Source organism: Nocardia sp. NPDC046473 (assembly GCF_040645995.1).
GTDB lineage: Bacteria > Actinomycetota > Actinomycetes > Mycobacteriales > Mycobacteriaceae > Nocardia.
This window is the reverse complement of the sequence record NZ_JBEYZJ010000003.1, coordinates 488,508-515,397: the sequence shown is the minus strand read 5'-3', so window position 1 is coordinate 515,397 and position 26,890 is coordinate 488,508. Positions and strand designations below refer to the sequence as shown.

The window sequence follows — 26,890 nt, the reverse complement described above, 5'->3', positions numbered from 1 at the left end:
GGACCGCTAGTTGCTGATGGGGAGGGGGTCGCTGCAGTTGTCGGGGGTGGGAGTGTTGGTGAGGTGGTCGGCGAACCATTGGATGACGCGGGGGGCGACGGCCTGGTCGTTTTGGTTGTCGTGGCCGACGTCGGGGTTCCACTGGGTTGTTACGCGGGTGCCCGCAGCGCAGTAGCGGTTTACCAGGGCTGCAGTGAATTTCGGCGGGACGAGTTTGTCCTCTAGGCCCTGGGCCAGATAGACGGGGATGCCGGGTGGTAGGTCGGGGGCGCGGTTTTCCTCGAAGGCTTGGCGCCATGCCGGGTCGGCGAGGGGATCGCCTTTGAAGTAGTCGCCCATGCCGGGGACGGTGGTGATGCGGGCGAACAGGGCGGCGAAAGGTATTGCGGCGCAACCGGCTCCGGCCATTTCTTCGTTGCGGGCGGCGGCTTGCGGGGTGAGCAGGGCGTTGGGGTCGAGCTGGGGGTAGGCCTTGGCGTATTGGGTGGTGAGGAAGGGAGTAACGGCCCAGCCGTTGAGGAGTTGGGGTGGGCGTTCGCGCAGGATGCCCGCGATGTCGGAGGCGGGGGCCGTGGCGGCGTCGGCGACGAGGTGCAGCTCGGGTGCGTAGGTGGGGGTCTGGGCGGCGGCGGCCAGGGAGATGAGACCGCCCTGCGAGATGCCGTAGATCAGCATGTCGGTGCCCGCGCCGGTACCGGGCAGGTTGCGGGCCGCGCGGGCGGCGTTCACGGTGTCGCGGCCCTGATCGGTGGCGACGAGATAGTGCTCACCGTCGCCGGTGCCTGCGGCGCCCGCGTAGTCGCTGGCGGCGACCACCCAGCCGCGGTCGAGGGCGTCGTTGAGCCAGGGCATGGTCGCGGCGATGCCGGACTGCCTGCTGGGCGCGCATTCGGCGCCGAGGCTGACGGTGCCGTGGGCGAAGTTCAGGATGGGGCGATCGGCGCCCTCGGCGAGTGGCGTCCAGACCATGCCCGACGACACCGCCGGGGTGCCGTTGCGGTCCTGGGACCAGTAGAGGATGCGCTGGCCGTGGCCGTGCACGCCGGGCAGTGACATCGGCGACGAACGGATCACGGTGCCCGGTGGCTGCGGTGAAATGCCTTGTGGCACTTCGTAGAAAGCGGCCAGGCGGGTTTGTTCCGCGTCCTGCCGGGCGGTTTGGGTGACAAGGGTTCCGTACCAGCCGACGGTCACCGCGAGCACGATCAACTGCACGGTCACCGCGGCCGGGCGCCACCAGCGCAGGGTGCTCGCGCGGGGCAGCGGAGCAGTGAGCCGGAGACCGCGGGCCATCATCGCCACCCCGGTGATCAAGAGGGTGATGACTGTCCACGCGGTGAAATCCAGGCCGGTGCGAAAGGGGAACGTCGCGAGAATCGAGCCGGCGAGCACCTGCCAGCCCGCGAGTGCCGCGGACGCGACGAGTACATCGTCGCGTCGCGCCCCGGCCGATAGTCCGCCGATGCCGATGCCGATCCAACACGCCCCGACCCACAGCAACGACGTGGACACGGACATGGTCAGTGCGGCGATACCGAGCACACCGAACCCGGCGGCAAGCACTGCCTCGACACCTAGCAACCGTCGAGCGCGCACAACTCGGGTGGACTCGAGGTGGGCGCCATCGGACAGCTGATCGGGTGCGGCGGCCGATGAACCGCCGCCCCGCGCAAACCACCACCGAGCGGCGGCCGACGCGCCGAGCGCCAGCATCGCGACCACGACAACAACGCGCCCCTCGATCAGCGAGACGCCCAACGGCGAGTACAGCAACACGCCCGACACGATGATGGCGAGCCCAGGCAACCACCACGCGATTCCACGTATATCCCAGGTCCGCGCCTTGCTACCGCCCACCTAGGGCCTCCGTCCGTCGGTTCATGCGGCAAGCTCGATGCCGACAACTCTACGGACGGCTAACAACCGATCGATGTGATCTTCGTCGACCCGCGCTCAGCGGTTCCGCCACCGCCGTCGCGCCCACTTCCGCGCCGCCGGACTGACGGCGAGAACCGGGAGGAACAGTACGAATCCGACCAACACCACCGGAATCATCAAGTAGATGAGCAATTCGCCGAGCACTTGAACGATGGTGGGAACGGCGAAGGGTACCGCCAGCACCGCCAGGGCAATCGCCAGCGGATAGGCCCCACCCGAGGCCGCGGCGATGGCGGCGAACGCGAATCCGGCCGCGAGCACGAGGCCGAGCAGGGCCACGAGGTAGTTGTCCCACCACGCATGATGTTTCGTGTGAATCGAAGCGCCTCCCATGCCGTCGGGTCCGACCCAGCCGCAGAGCCTAGCGCGCCACCACACCTCACAACCGCCAAAGCCTGTATCACGTTGCGCTGGTTAGGACCTCGAATAGGCGCTGAGCTGAGCACCACCGCGACACCTACGTGTTCAGGCCCGGTGCTTCCGTGCGACGAGCGGACATAGCGAGTGGCTGTGGCGCTCATGTCCCGTCGGGCAGATCGTCTATTGGTTCTATGGCGGCGCCGGCGAAGAGGGGGAAGTCGGGGGAATCGGGGAAGTCGGGGGAGGTTTCCTCGCCGATGTAGAGGTCGAGGTGGTGGGGGCCGCCGGGGCCCGGAATGAATTCGTCGCCGACAGACCATTCGGCGGCTTGGAATTTGGTGCAGGTGGCGGTGGCTTCGGGGTCGATGATGCCGCAGTCGGTGAGGCGAAGGCGGGTGCCGGGTTCCAGGCCGTCGGCGGCGGCGCTGCGGAAGGGCTGCAGGATTTCGCCTGCGGCGTCGCGAGGGTGTGAGTCGAGCCAGAAGCCGGAGTCGTAGGACCAGTTCAGGTAGGCGCCCGCGTTGCTGCCGCTGGTGATGCGGCCGGTGCCTTCGTCGCGCACCGCGTCGACGAAATCGCTTGGTAGGTCGCCGAGTTGGGCGTCGTCGTCGACACAGTCGAGGTAGATGCAACCGTGCACCGTTTCGCGCGGCCCGTCATGGTAGGACTCGACGGCGGTGTAATACGCCGTGACGGTCCAGTCGGACCACTTGCTCTCACCGGCATCGCATCCGGCCGCGAGGACCGACACGGCCAGCAACCCCACACCCAGCCTCACGCTCTGATCGTACGGGGGTTGCTGCCGCGACGCTGTCCGGGCCGAGTCAGGCTGCGGCGGAGCGGAATTCGGCGGCATGGTCGACGGCCCACTGCCGGAAGGTGCGCGGCGGTACGCCGGTGAGCCGTTCGACGGTGTCGTGCACGACGGAGGTGAAAGCCGCCAGCGCGGTGGCCCGCAGCGCCATGATCGCGTCCGCCAGCTCGGCGGGCACGCCGTGCTCGACAATGGCCTGGTGCGCCTGTTCCGGTGCGACTTCGACGAATTCGAGCGAACGGCCGAGCACCTCGCCGAGGACGGCGGTCTGCTCGCCGGGAGACAGTGCCTGCGGTCCGCTCAGGGTGTACACCTGACCGTCGTGTCCGTCGGCGGTGAGCGCGACGGCCGCGACCGCCGCGATATCGCGCGGATCGATAACGGCTATGCGCCCTTGGCCATACGGCGCGTACACGGCACCGTGCGCACGGATCGTGTCTGCCCAGTGCAGTGCGTTGGACATGAACCCGAGCGGGCGCACGATGGTCCACGGCACGCCGGATGCGCGCACCGACTGTTCGCCCGCCCGGTGCCAGGTGGGGATGGGATCGGTGGCGGTGTCGTCGCCGGTGCGGCCCGACGACAGCTTGACCAGGCGCGCGACGCCCGCCTCGGCGGCTGCCCTGGCGACGATCGCGTCGTGCTGGGGAATCGCGGGTCCGGTGGACAACAGGAACACCCGATCGACACCGCGCATCGCGGCGGCCAGCTGGGTGGGATCACCGAGGTCAGCTCGAACCACCTCGACGTCAGCGGGCAGGTGGGCTGCCGCGGGCTGTCGGCTGGTTGCGCGAACTCGTTCGCCCGCGGTACGCAGCTGTTCGATCAGCGTGCGGCCGACGGTTCCGGTGGCTCCGGTTACGAGAATCATGGTGTCGCTTCCCCTTTCGATGGTGCGGGCCGAATGCCCGCCGCCTGGACAAGAGTGCGACCGGGACGGTCGATCGATCCATCTACTGCGCACGGATAGTGGAAAATTTCCACACAGCGTGGTGTCATGAAAGGAATGACCACACTGGACGATGTGGACCGCGGTCTGATCCACGCACTGCACATCGATGGCAGGGCACCGTTCAACCAGATCGGTGCGGTCCTCGGTGTGTCGACTCAAACGATCGCTCGCCGGTACCGTCGGCTGCGCGCCGAGGCGGGCCTGCGCGTCGTCGGGTTGCCGGACACGCACGGAATCGGCAAGGCGCAGTGGCTGGTTCGACTCACCACCACGATGGCTGCCGCGCAGCACCTCGCCAACTCGCTGGCTCGCAGATCTGACACCTCATGGGTCAAGCTGATGTCCGGCGGCACCGAGATCCTGCTGATCGTCGATGTCCCGCTCGGCGCACAGACCTCGCGATCGCTACTGCTGCACGACATTCCGCGTACCTCGAGCATCACCGGCGTATCCGCGCATCTGGTGCTGCACACCTATCACGGTGGGCCCGGGGTATGGCGTGGCCATGTCAACGCATTGAATACCGCTCAGCAGCAACAACTTCAGATCGAATCCGACAGCCCGACGCAACATCGGACCCTGTCCGCTGCCGAGGCCGCCCTGCTCGGCGCGCTGAGCCGGGACGGCCGCGCCGGCCTCGCCGAACTCGCCACGGCGACCGGCTGGTCACCGGCGACAGTCACCCGGCGGCTGGCCGACCTGCGGGCAACCGGCGCGCTCTTCTTCGATGTCGAATTCGACGACGCACACTTCGGCGCGACCACTCAGGCCCTGCTGTGGATGTCGGTCGCTCCGGCGCACCTCGATGCGGTCGCCACCACGCTGGCCGGGCATGACGAACTCGCCTTCGTCGTCGCGACCACCGGCTCGGCCAACCTCGTCGCTCAGGCGATGTGCCAGAGCCCCGCCGCTCTGCACCGATACCTCACCGGTCGACTGGGCGAGCTCGCGGCGATCCGGACGCTGGAGACCGCCCCGGTCCTCGCGACGATAAAGGCGGGTGGGCGGACGCGCTCCGAGCTGACATCCGCCAAAGGCGTCCGCTAGCGACTACCGCACTTCAGGCGGCCGTGGCCACGGATTGTCTTCGATGTGCTCGACGGATTGATTGAACCGCGCGATCAACCTGCTCAACTGATCCACATCGGCGTCGGCCCAGTCGGCGACCACCGCGCCGATGCCGTCACGGCTCTGCAGGCGATCGGCGGCCAGCGCATCCAACCCCTTGACGGTGGCCTGGATCTTGCGCGCGATGCCGCCGTCCGGGTCGGGGACGCGATCGACGAGCCCCTGCTTGAGCATCGCGCCGACCTGGCGGTTGATCGTGGAGATGTCGAGTTGGAACGTCTCGGACAGCTCGCGCAGGCTCAGCGCGGTGTCGTACTCCAGCCTGGTCAGGATCAGGAAGGCCGAGCGGTCGAGTTGGAAGCCGGGACGGCGCAGCAGCGACGCGGGAAAGTGCCTGGCGAGCAGGGTCAGCTCGTAGACCAGGCGGGTGAGCGCTGCGTTATCGGCGGGACCGAATTCGGACATGGGCCTCACTATGTCGGGTGCGTCACGTTATATCCAATTGTGCACGATACACAAGATGTGTAGCGTGCACATTTGTGACTGTTGCTGCCGACGCGTCTTCGACCGTCTCTGATACCGACGACCGAAGGCGTCCATCGCCGGCCGTCCTCATCGCCACCCTCGGTATGGTCGGTGTCGTCGTCTCGCTGATGCAGACGCTGGTCATCCCGATCATTCCGACGCTGCCCGACCTGCTGAGCACCTCGGCGTCCAACGCCTCCTGGGTGGTGACCGCCACCCTGCTCGCCGGCGCGGTGTTCACCCCGATCAGCGGCCGGCTCGGCGACATGTTCGGCAAGCGCCGGGTGCTGTTCGTCAACCTGCTCTCGCTGGTCGCCGGCTCGGTCGTCTGCGCGGCGTTCTCCGCGCTGATCCCCGAGATCATCGGACGCTCGCTGCAGGGCGCCGCGGTCGGCGCGATTCCGTTGGGCATCAGCATCATGCGCGACGAACTGCCCGCCGAGAAGGTGGGCTCGGCGATGGCGATCATGAGCGCGACGCTCGGCGTCGGCGGCGCCCTCGGCCTGCCGCTCGCCGCGGCGATCGCGCAGAACGCGGACTGGCACATGCTGTTCTGGACCGCGGCCGGTCTCGGCCTCATCTGCGCCGCGCTGGTTTTCGTCTTCGTGCCGGAGTCGCCGGTGCGCACTCCCGCGCGGTTCGATTTCGGCGGCGCGGTTGGTCTTTCGATCGCGCTGTTGGCGCTGCTCATTCCGATCACCAAGGGCGCGGACTGGGGCTGGGGCAGCCCGACGACGCTGATCCTGTTCGCGGTGTCGCTGGTGGTGTTCCTCGGCTGGGGCGCCTATGAGCTGCGCCAGCGTTCGCCACTGGTCGACCTGCGGGTCTCGGCGCGACCGCGGGTGCTGTTCACCAATATCGCCTCCGTCGCGGTCGGTTTCGCGCTCTACGGCATGTCGCTCACCTTCCCGCAGCTGCTGATGGCGCCGGAGCAGACCGGCTACGGCTTCGGCCTGACCATGGTCAACGCCGGATTGGCGCTGGCGCCAACCGGATTCGTGATGATCCTGCTCTCGCCGGTGTCGGCCAAGCTGTCTGCGGCGCGCGGTCCGAAGATCACGCTGGCGCTCGGCTCCGCGGTGATCGCGGCGGGCTACCTGTGCGCCGTGGTGCTGATGAACAGCGTCTGGGAAATCATGGTGGCGTCGATGATCGTCGCCGCCGGTGTCGGCCTCGCCTACGCCGCGATGCCCGCGCTGATCATGGGCGCGGTGCCGATCACCGAGACGGCCGCCGCGAACGGGCTCAACTCGCTGATGCGTTCCGTCGGTACGTCGACCTCGTCGGCCGTGATGAGCGTGGTGCTCGCGCACATGACCATGCAGCTCGGCGTGCACGTGTTCCCGTCGCGCGACGGCTTCCACACCACGTTCCTGATCGCCACGGCGGCCGCCGTTGTCGCGATCGTGCTGACCGCGCTGATCCCGATGCGCAAGGCGCCCGACGCGGCGGACAAGGTCGGTCACGCCTGATCTGAGAACTGTTGGAGCCGACCCGGTTTGCCCCGGGTCGGCTTCGCTGTTTCCGGGGTCAGTTGCCCCAGCGGCCGTGGTCGGCGGCGTGCTCGAGCACCGTCGCCTCGCCGGGTTGTGCTCGTACGCGCAAGAATTCGGCGGCGGGGGAGAAAGGCGGCGCCTTGTCCGGCTGCGCCGTCGCCTGCTCGACGATGATGTCGACCAGCGAGGTGGCCATCGAGTGCCGGGGATACCGGTCGTGGATCGCCGCGCCGACCTCGTCGCTGATGAACTCGGTGCCGAAGCCGAAGTCGAGCGCGATCCCCGTGCGCGTGAAATTGCAGAGGGTGCCGCGATGTTCGGCGATCTGCGGGGAGGTGTGCAGGGCGATCGCCTCCCAGACCGCGTCGACGGCCGCGGCCCCGAGGCCCTGATCGGTCAGGAACTCGGCGGCCTTGTTCGCCCCGTCGACCTCGAAGCGCAGGGTGCCGTTCGCGGCATCGCTGAGGCCGATGTCGTGCAGCACGCAGGCGGCGAACAGCAAGTCGGTGTCGTAGTCGGCCGCTGGCGTTGCCCCGGCGTGCTCGGCGAAGAGTCTCGCGAACAGGAAGCTGCGGATGCTGTGATTGGCCACCGCCGGTGACTCCACCCGCAGCGCCAGCCCGAGGACGCTCTCGGCAAGCGGCGTCTGCGGCAGCACAAGTGCCGCCATTGTCTCGCTGGTCATGCCCGACCTCTCTCACATCGGACCTCGAGAGTCGATGCACGCACACTGGACAAAGAAACTGCCTGTGAGCGTAAGAGAGGCAGCGCCGAGTAGCGACGTGAGAAGGGGAACATCGGAATATCGACGGGGCCGGGAACTTCGGCCGACGCGCATCCGACGTCCCTAACCAATGGCTGCGATGAACTCGGCGAAACGCTGAGTGATGCGGTCCGGGAACTCGCCGTTGATGGCGTGCGAGGCGTCCGGCCACACCTCGACCTGGGCACCGGGGATGGTGCGGGCGGTTTCGGCGGCGCGGGTCGCGTGGTGAATGATGCTGCGCCCGGCCAGGATTGCGAGCACCGGGACCTCGATGGCGGCCAGCTCTTCAGGGGTGGGACGGACGGGCGTCGGCTGAGCCGAGCTGAAATCGCGCATGGCTGCGGCGATCAGGCGTCCCTCGGGAATCGATTCGTCCACCGGGATGCCGCCAGAGATCCAGCTCAGCAGCCAGTAACGCACGCGCTTTGGCAGACCGGGAATGATGCTGCCGAGCGATATGACGATCACCTTCCAGGTAATGGGCGCAAAGGTATTCGCCGGATCGAGCAGGGTTACCGAGGCCACGCATTCCGGGGGTGCATCGCTACCCGCACCGCCAGCCAGCCGCCGATGCTGACACCGAGCAGGTGTACGCGCGGCAGCTCGAGACCGGCGAGCACCTCGGCCACCCACGTCGTCTGGTCGACCGGAGTGACGAGTTGTTTGTGCTGGCTGCTGGCGCCGGGTTCGCCGATGCTGTCGATCGACCAGACTGTGCGGTCCGCCATCAGACCGGGCAGATTCGCGGCCCACATCGGCGTCGAGGCCTGGCGGCCGGAGAGCAGGACGAGCGGCGTGCCGCCCGCATCGCCGAAGCGGTAGGCCCGGACCGGGCCGAACGAGGTCGACACCGCCCGCTGTTCAGCGGGTTCGGGCAGCGCGGCCAGGCCGTCGGTGTACGCGGCGGCGAATCGATCGAACCCCGCCTTGGTCGCGAAGTAGCCGACCTTCTCGGTGGGCTTGCCGATGTTAGGTTCCAGAAACAACTCGTTGTCGGCCACGGATCGCAGCTTATGCCGGTGGTTGTTCGGCGAGAGGGAATTGGTGTCGGCGGCCTCGCGGTATTCCAGCACCAGTTCCTCGTGATCATTCGTCCAGGTTTCGGCGAGGCGTTGTGGCGCTGGTGTTTTCGGGCGGCACGGCGTTCGTGTAGCGGCGGGCGAGGGTGCGGATGTGCTCGACCAGCTCGGGGGGACCGTCGACGCGGAAGTCCATCATCAGCATGCTCAGGTAGATGGCGATGGTTTCGAGGGCGTCGGCGCCGGTGAGCAGCACGCAGGTGTCGGCGTCGACGGCCTCCACGACGCCGACCGCGGGATTGATTCGGGCGATGACGGTTTCGGCGGAGGCCAGGACGGTGACGCGGGCGTGCACCTTCCAGCCGGTGCTGGCGATGTGGCGCATGACGAAGGCGACGAGGTCGTCGTCAGGAAGTGAGCGGGCGGCGAAGCGGCGAGTGCCGGTGCTTGCCTGCTGGACCCTGGCGACGGGAATCGCGCTCCAGGAATGGGTTTCGAGGTGGTAGGCGACCAGGTACCAGCGGCGCTGCCAATTGATGAGTCGATAGGGCTCGACTTCTTCGCGGTCCGGGTCGGTTTGCTCGATCAGTACGGTGGCACCGTCGCGGATGGCGCCCGCGAGCGTGGTCAGGATCGCGGCGGGAACCGGGGCGTCGGGTTCGCGCGAGCCGGTGGTGGCTGGGCCGATGGCGGTGGCTTCGCGGAGCGCGGTCACCTTGCGCTGCAAGCGTTTCGGCAGGATCTGGTCGAGTTTGGCGAGGGCGCGGGTGACGTTGTCGGTGATGTCCGCGATCTCGGTGGCGCCGTCCTCGGCCAGGCCGACGGCCACCGCGACGGCTACGGCCTCGTCGTCGTCCAGTAGCAGCGGCGGCATCGTCGTGCCGCGGCCGAGGCGGTAGCCGCCGATCGCGCCGCGTTGCGCCTGCACGGGGTAGCCGAGTTCGCGCAGGCGCTGGACGTCGTTGCGCAGGGTGCGGTCGGTGATCGACAGTCGCTCGGCCAGTTCCCGGCCGGTGTGTGCGCGGTCCTGCAGCAGGGCCAGCAAACGCAGTACTCGCACTGTGGTCGGTGTCACATTTCGCCTCCGGAAAATTAGGAACGAAATCAGCCTAATGGACTCATAGGCTGATGTCAGAAGCAAGGAACACCATCTCGAAAGGTCCTGACATGAACGTCGCCACCACCTCCATCGCCACCCTGAGCCCCGTCTGGCGGGACGTCCTCGACGAGTCCTACCGCGCCCTGGCAACCGTCGTCGCCGGCGTCCGCGACGATCAGTGGGAGCTGCCGACGCCGTGCTCGGAATGGACTGTGACGCAGGTGGTTCAGCATGCCGCGGGCGATCAGCTCGCCTACGCCGCGGCGCTCGGTATCGGCGCCGGGCCCTCCGACAACCCCTTCCAGCCCTCCGGCAGTGTCGACGGGTCGAAGGTGGCGCTGGTCGATGACGCGATCGAGCAGACCGCGGCCGCCTGGGCGACCGTCGCCGACGACACCGAGGCCGTGCCGACGCCGCTGCCGCACGGCTCCTTGCCGACCGCGGTCGGCGCGGTGATGTGCGCACTGGATGCCGCGGTGCACGCTTGGGACATCGCGATCGGCACGGGCCAGGCGTCGCCATTGACCGAGGAGCTGGCCGGGTACCTGCTCACCGCCGCGCGTACTGCGCAGCCTGCACCGGGGAGTGGCGAAGAAGCGGAAATCGTTGAGCCGCTGCGTCAGTGGGGTGCCTACGCCGCGATCGTCGACGGTACGTCCGATGACAGCGCGGTCGCCGAATTGCTGCGCTACCTCGGTCGCGTCCCGCGCGTCTGAGGTGGGGCGAGGGTGCGCGGCCTATGTCGCGCACCTCGGCCAGCGAAAACCGTTGTACTGCACCGGGTCAACGAGCGGTGACGAACCCCTGGGCGACCATCCAGTCGCGGGCGACGTCGGCGGGCTCTTTGCCCTCGAGGTCGACCAAGCGGTTCAGCTCGGTGACGGCCTCGTTGGTGAGCCGTTGCGAGATCGGATCCAAAATAGTGGCGACCTGCGGATGCGCGTCGGCGAACGACTTGCGCATCACCACTGCCGCATTGTATTTCGGGAAGAAGCGCTGATCGTCTTGCAGCAGTACCAGATTCAACGCCGGGATGCGGCCGTCGGTAGTGGCGACCGAGCCGAACTTGCACTGCTTGGCGTCGGCGGTGGCCTGGTAGACCACAGCATCCTGGACGATCTGCTTGTGCACCTTGCCGACATCGATGTTGTATTTGCGGGCCATGCCGGGGTAACCGTCCTGGCGCACATTGAATTCGGTGCCGACGCAGGTGGCCGCGGCGGCCGGGTCCTTCTCGATCAGCGCGGCGTAGTCCGACAGCGTCCGCACGCCGGTCTCCTGCGCGGTGGCCGGGCTCATCACCAGCGCGTAGGTGTTGTTCATCGGCGCCATGTCCGCCCACACCATGCCGTGCGCGGCGAGGTCGGCGTCGCGCACGGCGTTGAACTGTCCTACCTCGTCCGGGACGGGGGTCTCTTTGCCGAGGTAGTTGACCCAGCCGGTACCGGTGTAGTCGTAGGCGACGTCGATCTGACCGTGCAGCTGGGCGTCGCGAAGACTGTTGGAGCCCTGGATGTTCGTCAGGTCGCGCACCTGCGCTCCGGCGGCCGACATGGCGAACTCGATGATGTAGCCGAGGATGTTCTGCTCGGTGAAGTCCTTGGACCCCACGATGATTCGGACACCGTCGAGTTCGGGAACCGGGCCGATGCTGCCCGGGCTCACCCGAAGGGGCACCGCGCCACCGGATTCCAACCCGCACGCCGCCACCAGCATTATCCCGGCCGCCAGCGCCACACCGCGCCACCGCCGGTTCATTTCAGCCCCCTCGGCCCGAGGAACTGCTCCGCGAGTGCGCCGAGCCAGTCGACCAGTAGCGCGAGTGCGACCGCGAGCACCGCGCCGACGACGAGGGTGACGTTGTCGCGCAGCTTGTAGCCGGTGTCGATCAGGATGCCGAGACCGCCCGCGCTCACCAGGAAAGACAGTGTCGCGGTGCCGACCGCCAGCACCAGCGAGGTACGCAGGCCGGCCAGGATGTAGGGCACGGCAAGGGGAAACTCGATGCGGCGCAACACCGTCAGCGCCGACATACCCTGTCCGCGTCCGGCATCGGTGAGCGTCTGATCCACCTGCTGGTAGCCGAGGATCGTGTTGCGCAGCACCGGAAGCAGCGAATAGAACGCGATCGGCGCGACGCCGATCCAGAAGCCGGTGGTGCGGGTGGCGAGGTAGAACAGCACGATCAGGCCGATGGCCGGTGCGGCCGCGCCGATATTGGCGATGCCGACGAAAAGCGGTGCCAGACGGCGATATCCGGGCCGGGTGAGCACCGTGCCGAGCGGCACCGCGATGACGATGACGATCAGCACGACGGTCGCCGAGATCAGGATGTGCTGCCAGGTGACGGTCACGATGTTGTGCGTGTTGAGGCTGGCCTGCTGGGTGATGGTCAGGTCCCTGGCGAAGGCCCACACCAGCACACCCGCGGTGAGCAGCAGCACGACCACCGGCTGGACGAACAGCCGGATCCGCTCGGCCCGCCGCTGGGCCGCGGGCGAGGAAGTCGCGGGCGGTGTGCCGATGGCCGCCGTCACGGCGCGTCACCCGCCGCGGGATGGCCGGATCCGTGTTCGGCGCGCATCGCCGACAGGTGCGCGACGAGGGTGTCGATGGTGATCAGCCCGACGTATTCGCCGCGCTTGCCGGTGACGACCGCGTTCGCCGTCTGGTCGGCGAGCAACGCCTCCAGCGCGTCCTGCAGCGTCGATCGCAGCGACAGCGGCTCGCCGATCGGTGTTCCGGTGCCGCGCAACGAGTTCGCGTGCGCGAGGTGATCGGCCGAGACCCAGCGCAGCGGCCGCCGCTGCTGGTCGAGCACCAGTGCCCACGGCCAGTCCTGCCCGGCCAGCGCGGTCCGCAGCGTATCGACCGGTTCGTCCTGCACGGCGGTCGGGCATCGGCGCATTTCGACATCGCTCACCCGGGTGAGCGTGAGCTGCTTGAGCGAGGCGTCCGCGCCGACGAAGCCCGCGACGGTCTCGTCCGCGGGATCGGCGAGGATCGCCGCCGGGGTGTCGTACTGCAGGATGCGGGACTGGTTGCCCAGCACCGCGATTCGGTCGCCGAGCTTGACCGCCTCGGTGAAGTCGTGCGTGACGAAGACGATGGTCTTGCCCAATTCGCCTTGTAGTCGCAGCAATTCGTCCTGCAGCAGGCCGCGGGTGATCGGATCGACCGCGCCGAACGGCTCGTCCATCAGCAGCACCGGCGGGTCGGCGGCGAGCGCGCGGGCAACGCCGACGCGTTGCTGCTGGCCGCCGGACAGCTGGCGCGGGTAGCGGTCGCGATAGGTGTCCGGGTCGAGGCCGACCAGGTCCAGCATCTCGTCGGTGCGGGCGGCGATCTGCTTCCGGTCCCAGCCGATCAGGCCGGGCACCGTCGCGACGTTCTTGGCGACCGTCATGTGCGGGAACAGTCCGGCCTGCTGGATCGAGTAGCCGATGCCGCGGCGCAGCTGGTCCGGATTCATCGACGCGGCGTCGCGCCCGCCGATGGTGATGGTGCCCGAGGTCGGCTCGATCAGCCGGTTGATCATCCGCATGGTGGTGGTCTTGCCGCAGCCGGAAGGCCCGACGAGTACCACGATTTCGCCCGCCGGGATGGTCATCGACACCTCGTCGACGGCCGGATCGCGCTGGCCCGGATAGCGTTTGGTGACCGCGTCGAGCACGATCTCCTCGCCGGACACCGCCGATTCGATGCCGCCGGAACGGGTTTCGGTGTCAGTCACGGATTCCCCTCGAGGTGGTGAGGCGTCCGACGAGGACGTAGATCCCGTCCAGTACGAGCGCTAGTACGACGATCAGCACCGTGCCCACCAGGGCCTGCGGCACCGCGTTCGGGCTGCCGAGCCGGGCCAGCCCGGAGAAGATGAGGTTGCCGAGTCCCGGTCCTTTGGCGTACGCGGCGATGGCGAGAATGCCCATGATCAGCTGCGTGCTGACGCGGATGCCGGCCAGGATGGCGGGCCAGGCGAGCGGGAGTTCGATGGCGGTGAGTACCCGCAGTCGATTCATGCCGACGCCGCGGGCCGCGTCGGTCACCGCGGGATCCACCGAGGACAGCCCGATGATCGTGTTACGCAGGATCGGCAGCAGCGCGTAGAGCACCAGCGCGGTGACCGTCGGCGCGACGCCGAGACCGAGGATCGGAATCAGCAGGCCGAGCAGCGCGAACGACGGCACCGTGAGAATGGCACTGGCGACGGCCGTCGAGATCGACGAGCCGAGCGGGCTGCGGTGCACCAGTATTCCGATCAGCACCGCGACGATCGTCGCGATCAGCACCGATTGCAACACCGCCGACACATGCAGGTAGGAGTCGATGAGCAGCTGATGTCGCCGGTGCACTACGAAAGTCCACAGCGTGTCCAGGGTCGTACCTCCCCGTCGCCCGGTGTCCTGGGAGGGTAGCGCGGATTCGCCTCGCCCGGACGGTATTCCGGGCGGTGCGCCGCCGCCCGGAATCGAGCTCCGAGGTCAGACCGCAGATCTGATATCGGTGTGTACGAAGTCGTTGCCCTTGTAGAGCAGCGGCTTTTTCCTAACGGTGGCGAGTGCATAGGCGAAGCAGTCGCCGAGATTGAGCTTGGCCTGATGCCCGCTGCCCTTGCCGAAATCGCGATACGCGGCTCGGGCGATGACGGCCTGCTCGAGCGAGACCGGAACAAGCTCGATCTGTGCGCTTTCCATCAGTTGGTCTGTGCGCCGGGCGAGCACCGGGTTCGGATGCCGGTCGACCTTGATCGACACCTCGAAATGGTTGACGACCGACATCGCAATGCTGTGGGTCGATCCCAAAATCTCGGTGAACGAGTCGGATTCGGGTTCCTCGTTGAGGATGGCGAGCAGGGCAGACGCGTCGACGATCATGCGGGCAGCCCCTCATCATCGTAGAGATCGTCGGTGGTCAACGGCGGTTGCCCGGACTCCCTCATGATCGTGTGAATATCGGCCACGATCAGCCGGAGATCTTCGAGCCGAGTCTGCTGCTCGGCGTCCAGTTCTTTCAACATGCGTTTCAGTGCCTCCTCGACAACGCTGGTTTGGGACATCCCCGTCCGCTCCGCTGCCTCACGCACCAAGGCGTGCACCTTCTCATTTTTTATATTCAAGCCCATGGCCTCTACCCTCCTGGACCGGGATGGTAGAACTCTACCTGAGTGGTCGGTGAGGGGGGGAAATGGTTTTTCGACGGGAACCGTTCGAGCGGTTCGTTCGTCCAATTCAGCAAGGACCAAGACGGTCGCGATCACAAACAAACCGGGGGAGAGATGTCGGAGCAGCAGGTCAGAGCCGCGCATCGGGTCCGTCAACGCACGGACGGCGCTCGGCACGGCCGGTCGGGTAGGCGTGCGGGCCCGTGGCTCGCGGTGGGACTGGTCGTGCTCGCGCTCGCGGTGACCGGGGTGGTGGGAGTCCGCTGGTGGCAAGACCATTCGAACCCGGCGGCGATCGTCGGGCAGCGCGGCACCGAGTTCCCTGCGGTCGACAGTTCGATGCTCGACCCGACGCAGGCCGAGGTGGTGGCGGTGACGAGGCGGGAATTCCGCGATCCAGGCGCGGGCGCCAAATACGCCGAAGGAGCGAGCGAACCGTGGTGCGCGGACTTCGTGAGCTGGGTGATGCGCGAGTCGGGTGCGCCGCTGGCGAACCCGAACTCGGGCTCGTGGCGGATCCCCGGCGTGTACACGCTGCAGGAGTACTACGCGAGCGCGGGCCGCTTCGCCCCGGTCGGCAGCTACCAGCCGCGCACCGGTGACGTGCTGATGTACGACAACACCAGTCCGTTCGGCCAGCACACGAACATCGTGCTGAAGTCCGGCGCGGGCGCCGTGACGACCATCGGCGGCAATGAGTTCGGCGAGGTGAGCATCCACACATTCGCGCTGGCCGAGGTGCCGGGAATCGTCGGATTCGGCCGACTGTGAGATGTATGGACGGCTAACGGCGGTGGTTGGTGGGTGCGCACGTCCGTCGGGCGCGCGCGTTAGCCCTACGATGGATAGTGACGGCGCCCGGCAGCGCCGTCGCCGATCCCCGCCCTGCCTCCCCCTCATCGGCAGGACGGGGATCTCGGGTTCAGACTCGAGCAAGTTCCGGGCAATGTCGGTCGCGTACCGTGTCGGGTGTCCATCGAGCGGTGAGGGTTCCGGAACATCTGATGCAGTCGACCGACGCACCGAATAGCGATCCCGCGTGGATCGACTACGCCGACTTCGGGGAACGCTTCGTCACGCACGCGGTGACGAAGGATCGGATCGAGGCCGCGGTGTCCGGGATGGCCGGACGCGGCATGACGATCGGCCCGTTCTCGCTCGGCCCGGCCGGCCTCGCGGGTTTCGTCGCGGAGGGCAAGGTCGGCACGCCCAAGGTGCTGCACAGCGGACCACACGTCACGTTCGAGGTCACCGTGCCGGTGTCGCTGGCGCTGAAGGTGATGCTCGGCGGCAAGAAATTGCGGCTGGAAGCCCGCGTCGAAATCGACCTGACCCTGCACGCGCGCACCGCCGACCCATTACTGATCGTCATCGACATCCCGCCGATCACCCAGCGCGACGTCAGCTTCGTGCTGCGCGCCCAGGCGATGGACGCGGCGGGCGAGATGCTGCTCGACCCGATCGCCGGCCTGGTGCAACGCGAGGTCGCGTCCCGGGTGAACGCCATGCTCGCCGATCCGCAGGCCCGTCGCAGCCGCGTCTTCGATGTCGAGGCCATCGTGAACGGCACCAAGTCCACGCATCGGGAGCAGGCGGAGTTCGACTGGATCGGCTACGACGAATTCGGGCACCGGTTCTTCTCGCGCATCGTGACGCGCGAGCGCGTTTTCGATGTGGTCGAGCGGATGGCCGGACGGCCGATCGAGATCGGCCCGCTGAAGACCGGGCCGGGTAAATCGGCGACCGTCACCGTGCGGGGCAGTGTCCGGGTGCCGCAACTGGACGACAAGACCGACACGCCACGGTCTTTCGATCTGACGCTGCCGGTCAGCCTCGACATCACCGTGGATGTGCTGAAGGCCAACCGCTACCGTGCCGACGTCGAGGTCCCGTTGGTGTTGACCGCGCGCGCCGCCGACCCGTTGCTCGTGGTCATCGATGTGCCGCCGCCCGACCCGGACGACATCCGGCTGGAATTCAAGGCGCACGGCGTGCGTGCGGCGACGCTCGGCGCGCTCGCGGGCATCAAGAAGCAGGTGATCGCCCAGGTCGCGGGTGTCGTGCGCAAAGAGCTCGCCGACAGTTCCGGTCGGACCATCGACGTGGCAGCCCGCATCGGTTCCGCGACCTCTCCGAGGACTTCGGACCAGGCCTAGTCGGGCTCGGCAGTCGCATCGGCACATCAACGCGTGTGACCAATGTGAAAGGGTGTATCCCGTGGGTCTAGCGGTTCCCATGTGAATATGGTGAAATAAGTACACGTTCGAGGCTCCCGGCGCGCGCTGAATGTATGGGGAAGGTGCGCCGGGCACGCTGCCATCCATAGTCGGGGTTGCGCGAAGGAGTCCTACGATGCGTTCCAATGCTGTGTCTCGGCGTGAGCTATTCGGCTATGCCGCCGCGGCGGCCGCGATCGGCCTGACAGTTTCCGCGAAACCCGCCGCCGCAGGCACTTTCGGCACCCTGGTCGATTACGCGGGCGGCGTGCCCTCGGCCGAGGCGATCAAGGACGCCGGGCATCTCGGCGTGATCCGGTACGTCTCCGACCGGCGGCCCGGCGCGGAATGGATGGCGGGCAAGCCGCTGCGCGCCAACGAGGTCGACCAGTTGCACGAGGCGAACCTGCAGATCGTGTCCTGCTACCAGTTCGGCAAGGGACCGACAGCGGATTGGCGCGGCGGATTGGAGGCGGGCAAGAAACACGCGCAGCGCGGACTCGACCTACACCTCGCCGCGGGCGGTCCCGAGGGCGTGCCGATCTACGCCGCCATCGATGACAACCCGACCGCGGTCGAATTCGCCAGCATGATCGCGCCCTACCTGCTCGGCTGGCAGTCGGTGCTCGGCAAGGAGAACACCGGCATGTACGCCAACGCCCCCACCATCGACCTGGCCCGCGCCGCCGGCCTGGGTTCCTGGTACTGGCAACACAATTGGGGCTCCAACGGTGTTATCAATCCCGCCGCGCACCTGCACCAGTTCGAGATCGACAAGCGCTCGCTCGACGGCATCGGCATCGATCTCAATCACGCACTCGCCGCCGAATATGGGCAGTGGTGAGCCGAGGCTAGGTCTGCGAGTGGCTCAGCGGCGCGTCGCGCAGATCGGGTTCCTCGTCCGGCACCACCCGTAAAGTCGGGCGGCTGTCCGGTGCTTCGTGATCGCCGAGCCAGGAGAACAGCGACCAGCGGGACAGGCCGGAGAACGCCGAACCGAGGCTGGTGAACGAGAACGAGGAGATGGCCGACCCGAACGAGCCGACCGAGCCGATCGACAACACCGAACCGACGCTGCCGATCGAGAGGATCGAGTAAGCCGACCCGATGGACAGGATCGAGCCCTCGGATCGGAAGGACAGTATCGATCGGTGCGAGTGCTTACTCCGGATGGAGCGGCCGGGCCGATTCGAATGTTCGATCGCCATAGTTAGCGGTCTACCACATTCGCTGTCCCGGCATCCGTCATCGCGGCGTTTCGCAGAGGTGATGTCGTAAAGACGACAAAGGCGGCGACCCCGGAGGGCGCCGCCTTCGACTTAAACCTATGCGACGGTGAAGAATCCGAGCGTCGGCAGGAATGAGCAGGTGCGCGGGTCGGCGTCGTCTGCCTTGGTGGTCAGCGAGCCGGAGATGACCGCGACGACCCGGCCGGAACCGGTGTCGGCGATCGCGGACAGGGTGGCCGGGCCGCCCGGGTTGATCTTGGCTTCGTCGGTCAGCGGCAGCAGGCCGCCCTGACGGGTGTCCAGGTTCATCCACTGCACCGTCATCGGCGGATTCTGTACCTCCGTCGGCGCTTTGGTGCCGAGCGCGGTGAATACGAACCCGGCCTGACCGGCCTTGGGTCCGGGCGGCGGCAGCTGGGCCGGGCCCGCGACCGCGAGCGCGGTGCCGATCGAGTCGGCGGACGGGCCGATGCAGCCCTTGCCGATGGTCGGGTAGAGGAACTGCGCGATGACCGGGCCCTCCTGCGGCAGCTCGGGGCCACCGCCACCGCTGCCGTCCAGGAAGGTGATGATCCGCTCCAGCGTGGACTTGATCTGCGGCGGCAGGTTCAGCGTCGCGAGCAGCTTGCGGGCCTGATCGAGGATGGCCGACTGCGGGCCTGCCGCGATATCGGCGGGGCCGGCGATCGAGCCGACGATGGCGGGGGCCAGGGCGGCCAGGGCGTCGATCGGCACACCCTCCGGGACCATCGGCACGGTGTTCGGGGTCGCCGCAGGCGCGGGCGCGGGCGCCGCGACTGCTGTCGTCGGCGCGGCAAGCGTGGCAGTCGCCGCGATGGCGAGTGCCGACAATGCAATCCGCGATCCTCGGGTGCGAAGCACTGGTCTAGCCGTCCTTACCTCGGGTACATCTGGGCCGATGCTGAAAAGCCATCGTTTCGGGGGTCACTCTAGGGATAACGCGGCTATGTGTACAGCTGCGTCGCCCTACTGGTGTTGCGGACGATCAGTGTTATCAGACGGTAGCGCGCATCAGGTGTTACTGGTGTGAAAGGTGATGCAAATGTTATCAGTGATTCGGCTGGGGATACGAGGGCGCGACGACCGGGATCGGCGCTGCGGTTAATGTAGTCGGAGCCGTCCGTTCTTGTCGCCGAACACTCGCATCGCCGGGTGTCGGGCCGACGCACCGCACCCGAGTCGAAAGCCTGCGATTTGAACCGTCAACTCCGATGGGCTGTCTCGGCACTCGGTCTGTCCATTCTGGCCAGGCTGCTCTGGATGTTCTTGAACAAGAACGGGATCAACGTCGTCGACCTCCACGTGTACGTGGACGGATCGGCGTCGCTGCTCACCGACAAGCTCTACGACTTCACCTACGCGGAGAAGACGCCGGACTTCCCGCTGCCGTTCACCTATCCACCGTTCGCGGCGCTGGTTTTCTTCCCGCTGCACTATCTGCCGTTCACTGCCGTCGCCGTCGGCTGGTTGCTGGCCACGGTCGCCGCGCTCTATGTCGTCGTGCGCATCGCGCTGGAGTTGATCCTCGGCGCGGAGCGGGCGAGCGAGCCGGGCTGGCAGGCCGCGACCGTCGGCTGGACCGCGCTCGGCATGTGGATGGAACCGGTGCGGACCACGATCGACTACGGCCAGGTCAATGTCTTCCTGGTGCTCGGCGCGATGATCGCGGTGCGCAGCTCGCGCTGGTGGCTGTCCGGCGGGCTGATCGGCGTCATCGCCGGGATCAAACTGACCCCTGCGATCAGCGGCCTGTACTTCGTCGCCCGGCGGCGTTGGCTGGCGGCGGTGTGGTCGGCGGTGGTGTTCGGCGCGACGGTCGGGATCAGCTTCCTGATCGCGCCGCACGAGGCGCGACGGTACTTCGGCACCCTGCTCGGCGACGCCGACCGGATCGGTCCGGTCGGCTCGGTGTGGAACCAGTCGCTGCGCGGTGCGCTGAGCCGAATCCTCGGCTACGACGTGCAATCCGGACCGTGGTGGCTGGCCGGGGTGCTGGTGGTCGCGGTGCTGGCGTTCTTCGCCTGGCGGGTGCTCGAGCCGGACGACCGGATGGGCACGCTGATCATGGTGCAGCTGTTCGGGCTGCTCGTCTCGCCCATCTCCTGGTCGCATCACTGGGTCTGGCTGCTGCCGACGGTGCTGTGGTTGCTCTACGGGCCGCTGCGGCGGGCGCCGGGGGCCAAGATCATCGCGGGCTACTGGTTGGTCAACACGCTGATCGGGATCCCGTGGGTGCTGTCGTTCTTCCAGGATTCCATCTGGACCATTCCGCGACCCGCGGTGCTGGCCTGGCTGGGCACCGTGGACGTGATCGGCTCGCTGGTGTTCTTCGTCTGGGTGATCCGATCCGGTCGGCGTAAGAAGTCCGAGCCGGAGCAGGCGGCGCGCGTGCCCACCGAGGGCCCGGCGCGCGCCGCCTAGCGGTCAGCCGAGTCGCGCCGCCAGCTGATCGATCTTGCGGGCCAGCTCGACGTCCAGTGCGGTGAGACCGCCGGAATCATGGGTGGACAGCGCGAAGCTGACCTTGCGCCAGCGGATATCGATGTCGGGATGATGATTCGCGGCCTCGGCCGCCTCGGCCACCTGCCGGACGAGCTCGATGCCCGCGAGGAAGGTGGGCGCCTGCACGGTGCGGGACAGCACATCGCCGTCCCTGGTCCAGTCCGGCAGGTCGGTCAGTGACTCGGTGAGTTCGGTTTCGGTCAGCAACGGGGCACTCATAACCCCGGTTCTACTCCTACCGGGATAGTGATGTCCGTCATTGCCGGATCGGTTGGGCGCAACGCGGTTCGCGGGCTGCCCGGCGGGTCGAAAAGGTCAGGCGGCGCGCGCCTGCTTGAGCGCTTTTTTCAGGTCCTTGCCGCAGATGCCTGCGGCTTCACACTTCTTCATACGCATAATGACCACAGGGCATTTCACGCAGCGCGTCTTTTTGCGACAGCACTTCTTCTTCGGTTTCAGACGCGAAACCTGCTTAGCCTTGACCTTGCCCATGTCGGTTAGCATACCCTTAGTTGCGTGCCTGACGCGTAGGGGTGACCCGAACACAGGTAGGGTGTATATGGCCGCAATGCCCGGTGAGTTTCGATTCTCCACCTGTTTGCAGGGGTCGGCCGGTACCTACACCTAACAGCAGGAGGATTCAGCGTGTCGTCTGCGCGCGATTTTCGCAACGTTGCCATCGTGGCCCACGTCGACCACGGTAAGACGACGCTGGTCGACGCCATGCTCCGCCAGTCCGGCGCCTTCGCCGAGCGAGCCGAGCTCGTCGATCGGGTGATGGACTCCGGTGACCTGGAGCGCGAGAAGGGCATCACCATTCTCGCCAAGAACACCGCGGTGCATAAGCACCACGCGGACGGTTCCGTCACCGTCATCAACGTGATCGATACCCCAGGCCACGCCGACTTCGGTGGTGAGGTCGAACGCGGCCTCTCCATGGTCGACGGTGTCGTGCTGCTGGTGGACGCCTCCGAGGGCCCACTGCCGCAGACCCGGTTCGTGCTGCGTAAGGCACTTGCCGCGTCGCTGCCGGTGATCTTGGTGGTCAACAAGACCGACCGGCCCGACGCCCGGATCGAGGAGGTCGTCGAGGAAAGCCACGACCTGCTGCTCGACCTGGCCTCCGATCTGGACGACTCCGCCGCCGAGGCGGCCGAGCTCGCGCTCGACCTGCCGGTGCTCTACGCCTCGGGCCGCGCGGGCAAGGCGTCCAAGGAGCGCCCGGAGAACGGGCACGAGCCGGACGCGGAGAACCTGGACGCACTGTTCGACGTGCTGCTCAACAACATCCCGGCGCCCAAGGGCGATCCGGCCGGACCGCTGCAGGCGCACGTCACCAACCTCGACGCCTCCGCGTTCCTGGGCCGCCTCGCGCTGGTCCGCATCTACAGCGGCCAGCTGCGCAAGGGCGCGAACGTCGCGTGGATGCACGGCGACGGCGTCAAGCAGGTGAAGATCACCGAGCTGCTGCAGACCATCGGCGTCGAGCGTCAGCCGGGCGAGGTCGCCGAGGCCGGTGACATCGTCGCCATCGCGGGCATCCCGGAGATCATGATCGGCGATACCCTCGCCGACATCGACAACCCGGTCGCGCTGCCCCGCATCAGCGTCGACGAGCCCGCCATCTCGGTGACCATCGGCACCAACACCTCGCCGCTGGTCGGCCGGGTGCAGGGGCACAAGCTCACCGCCCGCATGGTGAAGTCGCGCCTCGATCAGGAACTGGTCGGCAACGTGTCGCTGCGCGTGCTCGACATCGGCCGCCCGGACGCCTGGGAGGTGCAGGGTCGTGGTGAGCTGGCGCTGGCCATCCTGGTCGAGCAGATGCGCCGCGAGGGCTTCGAGCTGACCGTCGGCAAGCCGCAGGTGGTCACCAAGCTGGTCGACGGCAAGGTGCACGAGCCGTACGAAGAGCTGACCGTCGACTGCCCCGACGAGTACCTCGGTGCGGTCACCCAGCTGCTGGCCGCCCGCAAGGGCAAGATGGTGCAGATGGCCAACCACAGCGCGGGCTGGGTGCGGATGGAGTTCATCGTCCCCTCGCGCGGCCTGATCGGTTTCCGCACCGACTTCCTCACCGACACCCGCGGCACCGGCATCGCCAACGCGGTCTCGCACGGTTACGCGCCGTGGGCCGGCGAGATCCGGGCCCGCCACACCGGTGCGCTGGTCTCCGACCGGGCCGGTTCGGTGACTCCGTTCGCGATGATCCAGCTTGCCGATCGCGGCCAGTTCTTCGTCGAACCGGGCGCGGACACCTACGAGGGCATGGTGGTCGGGATCAACCCGCGCGCCGAGGATCTCGACATCAACGTGACGCGCGAGAAGAAGCTGACCAACATGCGCAGCGCGACCGCCGACGTGTTCGAGACGCTGGCCAAGCCGTTGCAGCTCGACCTGGAAGCCGCGATGGAGTTCTGTGCCGATGACGAGTGCGTCGAGGTCACGCCGGAGGTGGTCCGGGTGCGCAAGGTGATCCTGGGCGCGACCGAGCGTGGTCGCGAACTGTCCCGCCGCAAGGCACGGGACCGCGCCGCTCTCTGATCGTTTCGACCGCAACGGGATTCCGGCGTCCGCGCTGGAATCCCGTTTGCTATCGGAATTCATACCGCCGCAGGCCGGGGTTCGAATTACCGGGAATTTAGGGCGTCGGCTCGGGGTGAATAGCACATGAATGGAGATGTGCGCCGGATTCCCGCGCTAATCAGGCGGGCGGCATCGGTGGCGAATGCTGCTGACAGGCAAGCGTTCTGGTCGAAGCGCGGGCGCCGATCCGAACGCCGACAGCCCTTTTCGGCGGGAATGCCGGCCGTTTGCCCGAGCGTTCTGTTCACGCAATTGACGAGCGTCATCTCGGCCCGCATTGTGGCGCTACCACCCCCTCGGTATGGGCAGGATTCCGTCAGGTGGGTGCGGTAGAGTCCGCAACCGTGAAAGAGGGCGCAGGGAATGGCATGGAGCGGCCGACGTTGTCGCCCTCGGCGGCGCTGCCGCCGTCGGTCGACGCGGTAGCGTGCGCAGCGTGAGCCCGCGGTCGAATCGGCGTGCTACCTGGCGGGTGCTCGGACTGATCGTTGCGGCGTCGTTGACGGTGTTCGCCGGGTGTACCGCCAATCCGCCACCGCCGATCGAGACCACGGACAGCCCGAAGACCTTGCCTGCCAAGCCGGGCAAGAGCACCGTGGTCGTCGCGATCGACACCATCGGCATCGGCTTCAATCCGCATCTGCGCGCTGACCAGTCACCGGCCACCGCCGCGTTGAGTTCGATGGTGCTGCCGAGCCCGTTCCGGCCGGTGCCGAGCCCGGTGGCGCCCGGCGCCACCGACTGGGTGCCGGACACCTCCCTGATCGCCACGGCCGACACCACCGCGCCCGAGGCGGCCACCCCGCAGGATCCGTTCACCATTACCTACACGCTGCGCAACGAGGCGAACTGGTCCGACGGTGCGCCGATCGCCGCAGAGGACTTCCAATTCCTCTGGCAGCAGATGATTTCGCAGCCGGGCGTGGTCGACTCGGCCGGTTACCGGTTGATCACCGACATCGGTTCCGCCGGCGGCGGCAAGGTGGTGACCGTGAAGATGCGCGAACCCTTCCCGGCGTGGCGCCAGCTGTTCACCAACCTGCTGCCCTCCCACCTGATGAAGGATTCGCCCGGCGGGTTCCAGGACGGCTGGGTGAAGAGCATCCGGGTGTCCGGCGCACAATTCGCGATCAAGAACATCGACCGCGGTCGCGAGGAAATCCTGCTCGAGCGCAATGCCCGCTTCTGGGGCACGCCTGCCGCACCGGACGAGATCCAGTTGCGCCGCGGTGGGACTCCCGCGGAGCTGGCGGAGTCGTTGCGTACCAACGATGCCCAGATGACGCTGGTGCACGGTGGTGTCGCGACTCAGGCGCAGTTGGCCGCTATTCCGTCGGTGCGTACGGCGATCATGCCGCAGTCGCGGGTGCTGCAGCTGGCGCTCAACGGCCGGACCGGGCCGGTCAGCGATATTCGGGTCCGCCGCGCGGTGCTCGCGCTGCTCGATCCGGCGCTGCTCGCGACGGTCGGCGCACAGACCGGCGGTTGGGTGGAACCGGCTCGCGCACAGATACTTTCGCCGTCCGACCCGGGCTATGCGCCGACCTCGCCGCCCCGGCCGCCCGCCGAGGAATCCTTCGCCTTGCTCGCCGAGGCCGGGTATGGCCGTGCGCCGGAGCCGCCACCGGTCAATTCGCCGACGTCGCCGGCTCCGACGCCGCGTCCGGTCGCGAAAAACGGTAAATCCCTGACGATTCGGATCGGGGCGGTCGAGGGCGACGCCACCGCCATCGCCGTCGCCAACACCGCCGCCGACCAATTGCGCAGTGCCGGAATCGATGCCACGGTGCGCAGTGTCTCCGCCGATCAGCTGTACGGGCGCGAGCTCGTCGAGGGCACGATCGATGCGATCGTCGGCTGGGAGCGGGCGGGCTCCGATCCGGCCATCGTGCTCGCCTCCCGATACGGTTGCCCGCCACCGGAACCCGGCACGGGCACCGGTGCCACCGGCACCGCGCAGCCGAGCTCGGATCCGGCGCGCCGCGCACCCGCCAACCTGTCCGGCGTGTGTGACCCCGCCCTGCAGGTGCCGATGGACGAGGCGCTGCGCGGCATCGATACCGGCCGGGTGCTCGCCGAGGCCGAGCCCAAGCTGTGGGAGTTGGCCACGGTGTTGCCGATCGTGCAGGACAACGTCGTCGCCGCGGCCGGTCCCCGAGTCGATGGTGCGTCGCTCAGCGGCAGCATCCAGGTCGGGATCTTCGGTGACGCCGGACAGTGGCGCAAGATCCAATGACCGGCGGCCTACTGCTGGTGCACGCGCACCCGGACGATGAATCCATCACCACCGGCGGCACCATCGCGCACTACCGCCGCCGCGGCGTGCCGGTGACCGTGGTGACCTGCACCCTCGGTGAAGAGGGCGAGGTGATCGGGGACGAGTGGGCCCAGCTCACCGCGGATCGCGCCGATCAACTCGGCGGCTACCGCATCCTCGAGCTGACCCGAGCATTGCAGGCGCTGGATGCTGCGCCGCCGCGCTTCCTCGGCGGCGCGGGCCACTGGCGCGACTCCGGCATGGCGGGCACCCCGGCGGCGCAGAAGCCGGGGGTGTTCGTGAAGTCGGGTGATGCGGCGGTTGACGCGTTGACCGAGGTGATGCTGGAACTGCGGCCGCGAGTGGTGATCACGTACGACCCGAACGGCGGCTACGGCCACCCCGATCACATTCGAGCACACCAGATCACCACGGCGGCAGTGCATTCCGCCGCCGAGCGCGGCTGGGACACGCCGAAGTTCTACTGGACGGTCACCGACGCAGACATGCTGCGCCAGCACACGGCCGCGCTGGCCAAGCGCACGGTCGACGGTTTGCCCGGCCGGTTGCCGCAGGGCTGGCGGTTGCCCGCCGAGGGCGAACTCGCGAGCGTGCCGAGCCGCACCGTGACCACCACCATCGACGTGTCCGACGCGCTCGCCGCCAAACGTGCCGCGCTGCGGGCGCACGCCACCCAGCTCACGGTGGCGCCGTCCGGGCGCGAATTCGCGCTCTCCAACAATGTTGCTCAGCCGGTACTGCCGGAGGAGTGCTTCGTCCTTGTCCGTGGTCAGAGGGGACCGGTCGGTTCGGATGCCCGCGAACATGATCTGCTCGCGGGCCTCGAATGACGAACTTCTATCGATGGTGCGGCTAGTCTT

The 26,890-nt window shown here is 67.6% G+C and carries 29 protein-coding genes; 10 read left to right on the top strand and 19 right to left on the bottom strand.

Translation table 11 applies throughout. The features are described 5' to 3' along the window. Window positions 1-6: 6 nt before the first annotated feature. The 4 genes from ABZ942_RS12465 to ABZ942_RS12450 all read right to left on the bottom strand — a co-directional run bounded on the left by ABZ942_RS12465 (window position 7) and on the right by ABZ942_RS12450 (window position 3,983). Window positions 7-1,857 carry a lipase family protein gene (locus ABZ942_RS12465; RefSeq protein ID WP_357381142.1) on the bottom strand — a complete coding sequence of 617 codons (1,851 nt, stop codon included), beginning with the start codon at window positions 1,855-1,857 and terminating at the stop codon, window positions 7-9. Window positions 1,858-1,953: 96 nt separating this feature from the next. Beyond that, window positions 1,954-2,271 (bottom strand): hypothetical protein, encoded by a 318-nt coding sequence (locus ABZ942_RS12460; RefSeq protein ID WP_357381140.1) that lies wholly within the window; start codon window positions 2,269-2,271, stop codon window positions 1,954-1,956. A 184-nt stretch (window positions 2,272-2,455) separates the two neighbouring features. Then, window positions 2,456-3,076, bottom strand: a complete 621-nt coding sequence (locus ABZ942_RS12455; protein WP_357381138.1) for a hypothetical protein — start codon at window positions 3,074-3,076, stop codon at window positions 2,456-2,458. Window positions 3,077-3,122: 46 nt separating this feature from the next. Further along, a complete protein-coding gene (locus ABZ942_RS12450) occupies window positions 3,123-3,983 on the bottom strand; it encodes an NAD(P)H-binding protein (protein WP_357381137.1) in 861 nt (286 codons plus the stop codon). A gap of 135 nt (window positions 3,984-4,118) precedes the next feature. Here ABZ942_RS12450 and ABZ942_RS12445 point away from each other — a divergent pair, with 135 nt between their 5' ends. After that, a complete protein-coding gene (locus tag ABZ942_RS12445) occupies window positions 4,119-5,111 on the top strand; it encodes an AsnC family transcriptional regulator (RefSeq protein ID WP_357381135.1) in 993 nt (330 codons plus the stop codon). Window positions 5,112-5,114: 3 nt separating this feature from the next. Here ABZ942_RS12445 and ABZ942_RS12440 read toward each other — a convergent pair whose 3' ends face one another. Further along, window positions 5,115-5,597, bottom strand: a complete 483-nt coding sequence (locus ABZ942_RS12440; RefSeq protein ID WP_357381133.1) for a MarR family winged helix-turn-helix transcriptional regulator — start codon at window positions 5,595-5,597, stop codon at window positions 5,115-5,117. Between the two features lie 74 nt (window positions 5,598-5,671). On the opposite strand from ABZ942_RS12440, the gene ABZ942_RS12435 reads away from it, so the two are divergent. Continuing rightward, window positions 5,672-7,129, top strand: a complete 1,458-nt coding sequence (locus ABZ942_RS12435) for an MFS transporter (RefSeq protein WP_357381131.1) — start codon at window positions 5,672-5,674, stop codon at window positions 7,127-7,129. Between the two features lie 58 nt (window positions 7,130-7,187). On the opposite strand, the gene ABZ942_RS12430 is transcribed toward ABZ942_RS12435, so the two are convergent. The 4 genes from ABZ942_RS12430 to ABZ942_RS12415 all read right to left on the bottom strand — a co-directional run bounded on the left by ABZ942_RS12430 (window position 7,188) and on the right by ABZ942_RS12415 (window position 10,013). Beyond that, a complete protein-coding gene (locus ABZ942_RS12430; RefSeq protein WP_357381129.1) occupies window positions 7,188-7,838 on the bottom strand; it encodes an HD domain-containing protein in 651 nt (216 codons plus the stop codon). Window positions 7,839-8,000: 162 nt separating this feature from the next. Further along, window positions 8,001-8,444: an alpha/beta hydrolase gene (locus ABZ942_RS12425; RefSeq protein WP_357381127.1), complete on the bottom strand. Its 444-nt coding sequence runs from the start codon at window positions 8,442-8,444 to the stop codon at window positions 8,001-8,003. Further along, window positions 8,432-8,920 (bottom strand): alpha/beta fold hydrolase, encoded by a 489-nt coding sequence (locus tag ABZ942_RS12420; RefSeq protein WP_357381125.1) that lies wholly within the window; start codon window positions 8,918-8,920, stop codon window positions 8,432-8,434. The genes ABZ942_RS12425 and ABZ942_RS12420 overlap by 13 nt, the downstream gene beginning before the upstream one ends. Window positions 8,921-9,005: 85 nt before the next feature. Beyond that, window positions 9,006-10,013, bottom strand: coding sequence for a WYL domain-containing protein (locus tag ABZ942_RS12415; protein ID WP_357381123.1), 1,008 nt, complete (start codon window positions 10,011-10,013; stop codon window positions 9,006-9,008). Window positions 10,014-10,105: 92 nt separating this feature from the next. Here ABZ942_RS12415 and ABZ942_RS12410 point away from each other — a divergent pair, with 92 nt between their 5' ends. Further along, entirely contained in the window at window positions 10,106-10,753 is a 648-nt protein-coding gene (locus ABZ942_RS12410; protein WP_357381121.1) for a TIGR03086 family metal-binding protein, read from the top strand. A 67-nt stretch (window positions 10,754-10,820) separates the two neighbouring features. On the opposite strand, the gene ABZ942_RS12405 is transcribed toward ABZ942_RS12410, so the two are convergent. The 6 genes from ABZ942_RS12405 to ABZ942_RS12380 all read right to left on the bottom strand — a co-directional run bounded on the left by ABZ942_RS12405 (window position 10,821) and on the right by ABZ942_RS12380 (window position 15,159). Next, window positions 10,821-11,795, bottom strand: coding sequence for a glycine betaine ABC transporter substrate-binding protein (locus tag ABZ942_RS12405; protein WP_357381119.1), 975 nt, complete (start codon window positions 11,793-11,795; stop codon window positions 10,821-10,823). Then, window positions 11,792-12,574 (bottom strand): ABC transporter permease subunit, encoded by a 783-nt coding sequence (locus tag ABZ942_RS12400; protein WP_357381118.1) that lies wholly within the window; start codon window positions 12,572-12,574, stop codon window positions 11,792-11,794. Before ABZ942_RS12400 ends, ABZ942_RS12405 begins: the two co-directional genes overlap by 4 nt. After that, a complete protein-coding gene (locus tag ABZ942_RS12395; protein WP_357381116.1) occupies window positions 12,571-13,770 on the bottom strand; it encodes an ATP-binding cassette domain-containing protein in 1,200 nt (399 codons plus the stop codon). The genes ABZ942_RS12400 and ABZ942_RS12395 overlap by 4 nt, the downstream gene beginning before the upstream one ends. Further along, the gene (locus ABZ942_RS12390) at window positions 13,763-14,413 is read right to left on the bottom strand and encodes an ABC transporter permease (RefSeq protein WP_357381885.1); all 651 of its coding nucleotides are present in this window, start codon (window positions 14,411-14,413) and stop codon (window positions 13,763-13,765) included. The genes ABZ942_RS12395 and ABZ942_RS12390 overlap by 8 nt, the downstream gene beginning before the upstream one ends. Window positions 14,414-14,518: 105 nt before the next feature. Beyond that, the gene (locus ABZ942_RS12385) at window positions 14,519-14,911 is read right to left on the bottom strand and encodes a type II toxin-antitoxin system VapC family toxin (protein WP_357381114.1); all 393 of its coding nucleotides are present in this window, start codon (window positions 14,909-14,911) and stop codon (window positions 14,519-14,521) included. Further along, entirely contained in the window at window positions 14,908-15,159 is a 252-nt protein-coding gene (locus ABZ942_RS12380; RefSeq protein ID WP_357381112.1) for a type II toxin-antitoxin system VapB family antitoxin, read from the bottom strand. Before ABZ942_RS12380 ends, ABZ942_RS12385 begins: the two co-directional genes overlap by 4 nt. Before the next feature lie 153 nt (window positions 15,160-15,312). Here ABZ942_RS12380 and ABZ942_RS12375 point away from each other — a divergent pair, with 153 nt between their 5' ends. The 3 genes from ABZ942_RS12375 (at window position 15,313) to ABZ942_RS12365 (ending at window position 18,258) form a co-directional block, all read left to right on the top strand. Further along, window positions 15,313-15,969, top strand: a complete 657-nt coding sequence (locus ABZ942_RS12375) for a CHAP domain-containing protein (protein ID WP_357381110.1) — start codon at window positions 15,313-15,315, stop codon at window positions 15,967-15,969. Window positions 15,970-16,202: 233 nt separating this feature from the next. Beyond that, a complete protein-coding gene (locus tag ABZ942_RS12370; RefSeq protein ID WP_357381108.1) occupies window positions 16,203-17,354 on the top strand; it encodes a hypothetical protein in 1,152 nt (383 codons plus the stop codon). 196 nt (window positions 17,355-17,550) lie between these two features. Next, on the top strand, window positions 17,551-18,258 hold the full coding sequence (locus ABZ942_RS12365) for a DUF1906 domain-containing protein (RefSeq protein WP_357381106.1): 708 nt from the start codon (window positions 17,551-17,553) through the stop codon (window positions 18,256-18,258). Between the two features lie 7 nt (window positions 18,259-18,265). On the opposite strand, the gene ABZ942_RS12360 is transcribed toward ABZ942_RS12365, so the two are convergent. Continuing rightward, entirely contained in the window at window positions 18,266-18,622 is a 357-nt protein-coding gene (locus ABZ942_RS12360) for a hypothetical protein (RefSeq protein WP_357381104.1), read from the bottom strand. 117 nt (window positions 18,623-18,739) lie between these two features. Beyond that, a complete protein-coding gene (locus ABZ942_RS12355; RefSeq protein WP_357381102.1) occupies window positions 18,740-19,525 on the bottom strand; it encodes a hypothetical protein in 786 nt (261 codons plus the stop codon). 291 nt (window positions 19,526-19,816) lie between these two features. On the opposite strand from ABZ942_RS12355, the gene ABZ942_RS12350 reads away from it, so the two are divergent. Beyond that, on the top strand, window positions 19,817-21,085 hold the full coding sequence (locus tag ABZ942_RS12350) for a mannosyltransferase (protein WP_357381100.1): 1,269 nt from the start codon (window positions 19,817-19,819) through the stop codon (window positions 21,083-21,085). A 3-nt stretch (window positions 21,086-21,088) separates the two neighbouring features. Here ABZ942_RS12350 and ABZ942_RS12345 read toward each other — a convergent pair whose 3' ends face one another. After that, entirely contained in the window at window positions 21,089-21,385 is a 297-nt protein-coding gene (locus tag ABZ942_RS12345) for a 4a-hydroxytetrahydrobiopterin dehydratase (protein ID WP_357381098.1), read from the bottom strand. A 96-nt stretch (window positions 21,386-21,481) separates the two neighbouring features. Continuing rightward, on the bottom strand, window positions 21,482-21,658 hold the full coding sequence (locus tag ABZ942_RS12340; protein WP_191093947.1) for a hypothetical protein: 177 nt from the start codon (window positions 21,656-21,658) through the stop codon (window positions 21,482-21,484). 153 nt (window positions 21,659-21,811) lie between these two features. Here ABZ942_RS12340 and typA point away from each other — a divergent pair, with 153 nt between their 5' ends. From typA to mshB, 3 genes are all read left to right on the top strand, one after another. Beyond that, window positions 21,812-23,710, top strand: coding sequence for a translational GTPase TypA (gene typA / locus ABZ942_RS12335; RefSeq protein WP_357381095.1), 1,899 nt, complete (start codon window positions 21,812-21,814; stop codon window positions 23,708-23,710). Window positions 23,711-24,188: 478 nt separating this feature from the next. After that, window positions 24,189-25,988: an ABC transporter family substrate-binding protein gene (locus ABZ942_RS12330; protein WP_357381093.1), complete on the top strand. Its 1,800-nt coding sequence runs from the start codon at window positions 24,189-24,191 to the stop codon at window positions 25,986-25,988. Next, window positions 25,985-26,860 carry an N-acetyl-1-D-myo-inositol-2-amino-2-deoxy-alpha-D-glucopyranoside deacetylase gene (gene mshB, locus ABZ942_RS12325; RefSeq protein WP_357381883.1) on the top strand — a complete coding sequence of 292 codons (876 nt, stop codon included), beginning with the start codon at window positions 25,985-25,987 and terminating at the stop codon, window positions 26,858-26,860. Before ABZ942_RS12330 ends, mshB begins: the two co-directional genes overlap by 4 nt. Window positions 26,861-26,890 lie beyond the last annotated feature (30 nt).

Excerpts from the sequence above, each read along its gene's own strand:
- ABZ942_RS12460 (WP_357381140.1), bottom strand. The coding sequence starts at position 2,271 with ATGGGAGGCGCTTCGATTCACACGAAACATCATGCGTGGTGGGACAAC.
- ABZ942_RS12450 (WP_357381137.1), bottom strand. The coding sequence starts at position 3,983 with ATGATTCTCGTAACCGGAGCCACCGGAACCGTCGGCCGCACGCTGATC.
- ABZ942_RS12445 (WP_357381135.1), top strand. The coding sequence starts at position 4,119 with ATGACCACACTGGACGATGTGGACCGCGGTCTGATCCACGCACTGCAC.
- ABZ942_RS12440 (WP_357381133.1), bottom strand. The coding sequence starts at position 5,597 with ATGTCCGAATTCGGTCCCGCCGATAACGCAGCGCTCACCCGCCTGGTC.
- ABZ942_RS12430 (WP_357381129.1), bottom strand. The coding sequence starts at position 7,838 with ATGACCAGCGAGACAATGGCGGCACTTGTGCTGCCGCAGACGCCGCTT.
- ABZ942_RS12410 (WP_357381121.1), top strand. The coding sequence starts at position 10,106 with ATGAACGTCGCCACCACCTCCATCGCCACCCTGAGCCCCGTCTGGCGG.
- ABZ942_RS12405 (WP_357381119.1), bottom strand. The coding sequence starts at position 11,795 with ATGAACCGGCGGTGGCGCGGTGTGGCGCTGGCGGCCGGGATAATGCTG.
- ABZ942_RS12385 (WP_357381114.1), bottom strand. The coding sequence starts at position 14,911 with ATGATCGTCGACGCGTCTGCCCTGCTCGCCATCCTCAACGAGGAACCC.
- ABZ942_RS12380 (WP_357381112.1), bottom strand. The coding sequence starts at position 15,159 with ATGGGCTTGAATATAAAAAATGAGAAGGTGCACGCCTTGGTGCGTGAG.
- ABZ942_RS12375 (WP_357381110.1), top strand. The coding sequence starts at position 15,313 with ATGTCGGAGCAGCAGGTCAGAGCCGCGCATCGGGTCCGTCAACGCACG.
- ABZ942_RS12370 (WP_357381108.1), top strand. The coding sequence starts at position 16,203 with ATGCAGTCGACCGACGCACCGAATAGCGATCCCGCGTGGATCGACTAC.
- ABZ942_RS12365 (WP_357381106.1), top strand. The coding sequence starts at position 17,551 with ATGCGTTCCAATGCTGTGTCTCGGCGTGAGCTATTCGGCTATGCCGCC.
- ABZ942_RS12360 (WP_357381104.1), bottom strand. The coding sequence starts at position 18,622 with ATGGCGATCGAACATTCGAATCGGCCCGGCCGCTCCATCCGGAGTAAG.
- ABZ942_RS12345 (WP_357381098.1), bottom strand. The coding sequence starts at position 21,385 with ATGAGTGCCCCGTTGCTGACCGAAACCGAACTCACCGAGTCACTGACC.
- ABZ942_RS12340 (WP_191093947.1), bottom strand. The coding sequence starts at position 21,658 with ATGGGCAAGGTCAAGGCTAAGCAGGTTTCGCGTCTGAAACCGAAGAAG.
- mshB (WP_357381883.1), top strand. The coding sequence starts at position 25,985 with ATGACCGGCGGCCTACTGCTGGTGCACGCGCACCCGGACGATGAATCC.